4 protein-coding genes are annotated in these 5,321 nt (G+C 29.5%); 1 reads left to right on the top strand and 3 read right to left on the bottom strand.

Annotated features, from left to right (window positions below; all coding sequences use genetic code 11):
* Positions 1–465, top strand: a 465-nt coding sequence (locus Q0U66_RS05270; RefSeq protein ID WP_297378315.1) for a YkvA family protein, incomplete at its 5' end; no start/stop codon positions are given.
* Positions 466–529: 64 nt separating this feature from the next.
* On the opposite strand, the gene Q0U66_RS05265 is transcribed toward Q0U66_RS05270, so the two are convergent.
* The 3 genes from Q0U66_RS05265 to Q0U66_RS05255 all read right to left on the bottom strand — a co-directional run bounded on the left by Q0U66_RS05265 (position 530) and on the right by Q0U66_RS05255 (position 5,204).
* Positions 530–2,338, bottom strand: coding sequence for an AAA family ATPase (locus tag Q0U66_RS05265; RefSeq protein ID WP_297378311.1), 1,809 nt, complete (start codon positions 2,336–2,338; stop codon positions 530–532).
* Positions 2,335–3,435 carry a metallophosphoesterase gene (locus Q0U66_RS05260; RefSeq protein WP_297378308.1) on the bottom strand — a complete coding sequence of 367 codons (1,101 nt, stop codon included), beginning with the start codon at positions 3,433–3,435 and terminating at the stop codon, positions 2,335–2,337. Before Q0U66_RS05260 ends, Q0U66_RS05265 begins: the two co-directional genes overlap by 4 nt.
* Positions 3,436–3,980: 545 nt before the next feature.
* A complete protein-coding gene (locus tag Q0U66_RS05255) occupies positions 3,981–5,204 on the bottom strand; it encodes an IS110 family transposase (protein ID WP_297378305.1) in 1,224 nt (407 codons plus the stop codon).
* Positions 5,205–5,321: the final 117 nt, after the last annotated feature.

The following is a 5,321-nucleotide window of genomic DNA, read 5'->3' as shown; positions in this document are numbered from 1 at the left end:
AAGGTATACATATATTATATAAGAAATGCAGAGGTTACTATGAAAATGAGAAAATTAATTTTTAATACAAGAAAAGCTAAAAAGATATATGAAAACTTTAAACGAGATAGTAAAAAAGTGATAGATGACCAAAACAAAACTGATGAAAATATTTCTGAAGCTTATGACAAGGCAAATCGACTAGTATCAGATAAGTCTACTTTTTCTACTATCTATGAAGATTTTAAGTTGCTCCTAGAACTTATCCAGGCCTATATTAAAAGAGAATACACTGTAATACCAAAGGGATTTATAATATCTGCTATGGCAGCAGTTATATATTTTCTATCTCCCTTAGATCTAATCGCTGACTTTATACCTTTTATAGGTTACACGGATGATGTATATATAATCTCTAATGTCTTAAAAAAACTACATGAAGAATTACAAAATTTTAAAGCTTGGAAAAATATAAAAAATTCATAAACTTAATCTATAAAGCAGCCATATCATTTAAAATGTATGGCTGCTTTATAATATAACTTTAAAATCATATATTTATAATATTAACATTTTCAATTATGGCTTTATTTGAAAATATCAATACTTGGTCCAATTCTCTCATTGATTTTATAAGAATATTTTTTGTATGATTTTTTCTATTACTATCAAATCTCATAAAAATGTCATCTAATAATAAGATCCTATTTTCTTTTTCTTCTATGATTAAATTTATCAAGGCTAGTCTAATAGCCAAATAAAATTGGTCAATAGTTCCTGAACTTAGATACCTCCAAGATTTTAGTTCATTAGTCTCTTTATCTAAAAGTCTAATATTGTAATTTTCATCCACTAGGAGTTTTTCATATTTACCTGCAGTGATTTCCTCTATTATCTTAGATGCCAGCTGGTTTAAATCTTTAGAAAAATCATTTTCTATTTCCTTGAAGGATTTTACCATAATTTCTCTTGTTGAAATTAACACACTTTTTTCTTTTTCTAATTTTTTTACAAGGTCTTTTTGGACTTCAATATCTTTTTCTAAACTAGATACATTTTCCTTGCCCCTGTACCTTTCCTTTGCCATTGATTCTATAGAAATTATATTTTCTTCCAGGGTCTTAGACTCAACTTCAAGCTTTGAGACTTCCTGGCCTATCTCATTATAAGTTAGGACATTCTTCCTTGATATTTCATAGTCCAGTTCAGATACAGCCTGGTTCATATAGTTTAGCTCATTTTTAAAAAGGTCTATTCTAGAAAATATAGTTTTCGCCTTGTCTTTGTCAGTTTTATACCTTTCATTTAATTTTTCAAGATCTATTTGCTTATTTTTCTTTTTAACACTTTGGTTATAGCTATATAAAATTAAGAAGGCAAGAGAAATAGCTATATAAATGAGATTTGAAAATTTACTCAATACAAGGAATATAAGGGCAATTAGAAGAGACCCATCTAGCAAGTTAAAATCTGTGATAATATTCTTACTATTTTTATCTGCTATCTCTTCTTCTAAGTCCTTATACTGGTTGTTTTCTAGCCTTTCCTCTTCCAGAGCTAGCTGGTATTCTAACTTATCAATTTGACTTACAATAGAATCCCTTTCTCTTTTCTTTTCCTTGTGCAATTTTAATTTATCTAAATGTTTTTCAATATTTTCTTTCTCTTGTTTGATTTCATCTATTTGGTCTACTAGGGCGAGCTTGTCTCTCTCATCCTTCTTGGCCTCTTCTAACATTAAGTATAGGTCTTCAAGTTCATTTTTAGCCTCTTCAAGGATACCCTTATCACCTCTTAGGCTAGTATAAGTTTGGATTTTCTTATTTAAACTATCAATAGCATTTTTATAGGATACATCCTCATCACCACTTGTAACAAGGTTAATTAGCTTTTCAGTTATTTCATCCCTTTTACCAGAATTACTGATAGCAACTTCTTCTGAAGATATATGCAAAGTCTTTTGGAAGGCATCCCTTGATAAAGAAAAAAAATGGACTCCTGGATACTTAGGATCTTCAAGATAAATTTCTTCACCAGTAGTATTGTTATAGACTTTAACTATGTCTGTAGTATCTGTAGATTTAAAAATTCTCTCCACTCTGTAGTCTATATTATCTTTAGTAATCACTATATAGCCTTGCATTTGCTGGCCATTCCAGGGATCATATTTTTTTCTTAAGTTTTCTAAAAGATTTTTCTTTCTAGTTGAACCAGCTCCATAAAATACCATCAATATAAAGTCCATGATGGTTGTCTTTCCAGACTCATTATCTCCAACTATATTATTTATTCCAGTATTAAATTTAAGTTTAAAATCCTGAAACTTACCAAAATTTTTAATATATATTTCTTTAATCATAGCAAGCCCTCAAAAGTTTTCATTCCTAGGTCTAAAATAGCATCTTTGTCTTCTTGGGGACAATCAAGACTTAACACATTATCTACAAAGATTCCCTTTAGAGTTTTTTCACGCCTTAAACTTTCATAATCAATTCTAATTTTAGTTTCATCGTAAAACTCAATGTAGTTTATATGTCCAAGATTTTCTTTTACTAAATCTAGGTTTAGGTGAAAGTCACTTTTAATTGCTCCCTGCAGGAAAATCCTATAAGAATTTTTAGAATAGGAATCGGAAAATTTCTCTTTCAATTTCTTTTTTATAAATTCTGCCAATTCACCATTGTCTTCTATATCACTAATATCTATAGTGAAATCATAAAATTCTCCATTATTTACACTATAAAAATGCAAATTATTTTTTTGTTTAGATATATCGCCCAGATAGATTCCTTTTTGTCCTTGTTCATTAAAGGATCTTCCTACCGGATTTCCTGAATAAGAATAATAGGTATCTCCAAGCTTTTCAATAGGACTTCTCTTGTGAATATGCCCTAGGGCAATATAATCTAGACTAGAATTTTCAATGTCCTCCTTGAATATAGGATGAAAACTATTCATAGTTTGGTCCATTTGACCATGGAAAACTCCCAAGTTAATAAAAGTCTGGTCAACTTGTGAACCATCAAAATTACCCAGTATTCTTTCATATATGTGAGAATGATTAAAGGCAAAGCCATAAACTCTAGTATTTAAATCTGTGAACTCGATAAATTCTATTTCCTCTTTTAAAAATATATGTACATTAGAAGGCCATTGTCCATGGTAGGCAGATTCAATACTTACATAGTCATGGTTACCGGGACTGATAACAATCTTTCCTGGAAACTTAGCAAAAACTTCCTTGATATTTGATAAAAGTCCAAAATCTGTAGAAGATGATTCATAAAAATCCCCAGCAATCAAGACCAAGTCGACCTTTGAAAGTTCTAGCATTTTAAAAATCTCAACTAAAGATAAAAAAATCTTTTTATTAATTTCTTTATTAATTTCATTATTTCCACTTAGCTTAGAATCCAAGTGAAAATCAGCCATGTGGCACACTCTTACTTTATCCATATTTACCTCAGTAAAATTATAGCATATATAGAACGTTTGTTCTATGGTGGTGTGGAAATTTGTTTAGGAATAATTTGTTGAATTTATAGAATGTGGATTTTTGTGGAAAGGAATTTGATTGTTTGGGAATGTAGGAGTTTTGAAGAGCTTGAGTGTTTTGGAAAGATAAATTGTTTTGAGGAGATAATATGTTTTGAGAAAGATTTTCTGAATTTGTAGACCTTTTGTTAATTTTTGAGGATAGGTCGATGGATTTGATAGACCTTTCGTTATTTTTTAATTATAGGTCTATGGATTTAATAGACCTTTCGGTAATTTTTGAGGATAGGTCGATTATTTCGATAGACCTTTCGTTAATTTTTGAGGATAAGTAGATATGGATATCACTATTAATCAGCCTTTATAATATCCCAAAAAAACCTGCTAACAAAAGTCAAGGAGAAAAGATAAATTAATTTTTTTCTCCTTGATATTTAGAGTTTAACTTTGAGCACAACAAATAAGCCGGTTATTATCGGCTTGTTTTAACTATTGTATTCTTAATTCTAGGCTACTTTTAACAACTTCTTTTCTTGTTTTGACGCCATGACTTTTGCATAGTAGATTCTTAAGAATTTATTTAGTCCTGCAAATTTACATACTTTTTTAGCTTTTCCATCTTTTTCTTTTTTTACCATATACAGATATATATAATTTTCAGGATCTTTAGCACTCATCATGCATTTCATAGCTTGATAACCTACTTTTCTTAGTATTGCATTGCCTCTTTTTGTTATTTTTCTCTGGTCTGCTTTAAAATTCCCTGACTCATATGGCGGTGAATCTATTCCTACAAAGGATATTAAACTTTTTTTGTTTTTAAATTTTGATAAGTCTCCAAATTCTGCTGTAATTTGCACTGCTAATTTATCTGATATTCCTGAAAATTGCTTTGCTTCTTGATATTCTTCTAAGGGCTCGGCAATTTCTATCATTTGTGATAAAATAGTATGTAGAATTTGATTTATATGTTTTATCAATTCTATTCCTTCTTGTATGTTCATTTTTATATATGAGTTACTAGAAGGTTGAGTTGAGATACTCTCCTCTGCAAGCTTGTATATGGATTTAGCTTTATCAGCATTAGGATGGTATCTCTTTTCTTTTGCCCAGTTTTTAAAATCTTCTATAAATTTTTCTTCTGGTTTTTCTAATATTATGTCTTTATGCCACCATATTTCTAAGAAGTCTAATAGTTTATCTTTTGAAAAATCATTAGATCCATGTGGAATTAGTTTTTTTATTCCTGAAAATGTTTGGCCTATTGTTAGGTCTATGAAGTTCATTTGATTAATTCTTAAGTCCATATAGTGCTGATAGGATCTGTTTAATTCTTTTAGGACTCTGAAATTTTCTGAATCCACTTTGTATTCTTGTAATTCCTTCCAGTACATTAAACCATATTCGGCTATTTGTATGGTATCTATATTATCATTTTTAGATTTTCTAAAGTTAAGTACTCGACAAAACTGTTTCATTTTTAAAGGATTTACTACACTTACAAAGTATCCTTTGTCTTTTAATTCATAGAGGATTGGAAAATGGTATTTACCTGTTGCTTCCATAACTATTTTTACTTCTTCATTTAAAGTATCTAGTTTCTTTAAAAATTCTTCTACTTTTGTTTTCTTAAGATGAACATCAAAAGGCTTCCAAATGATTTTGCTACCTTGTTCTAGTGCACAGACTGTAAACTTTTCTTTTGCTATATCTATTCCTATAGATATCATTTTATTACCCTCTTTCTTTTAATTTGTAGTTTCTACCTGCACCATTACACTCATTTTAGCTCGTGACACGGACGTTTTGCCCAACCTGCTTAACCGAATATGAATAATGAAGAGGTA

Origin of the sequence: uncultured Helcococcus sp. (assembly GCF_946998255.1) — a bacterium.
In the GTDB taxonomy this organism is placed as follows: Bacteria; Bacillota; Clostridia; order Tissierellales; family Peptoniphilaceae; genus Helcococcus.
This window is presented reverse-complemented; position numbering and strand designations above follow the sequence as displayed.

Bases quoted from the DNA above. Each gene is read 5' to 3' on its own strand.
- Q0U66_RS05265 (WP_297378311.1), bottom strand. From the start codon at position 2,338: ATGATTAAAGAAATATATATTAAAAATTTTGGTAAGTTTCAGGATTTT.
- Q0U66_RS05260 (WP_297378308.1), bottom strand. From the start codon at position 3,435: ATGGATAAAGTAAGAGTGTGCCACATGGCTGATTTTCACTTGGATTCT.
- Q0U66_RS05255 (WP_297378305.1), bottom strand. From the start codon at position 5,204: ATGATATCTATAGGAATAGATATAGCAAAAGAAAAGTTTACAGTCTGT.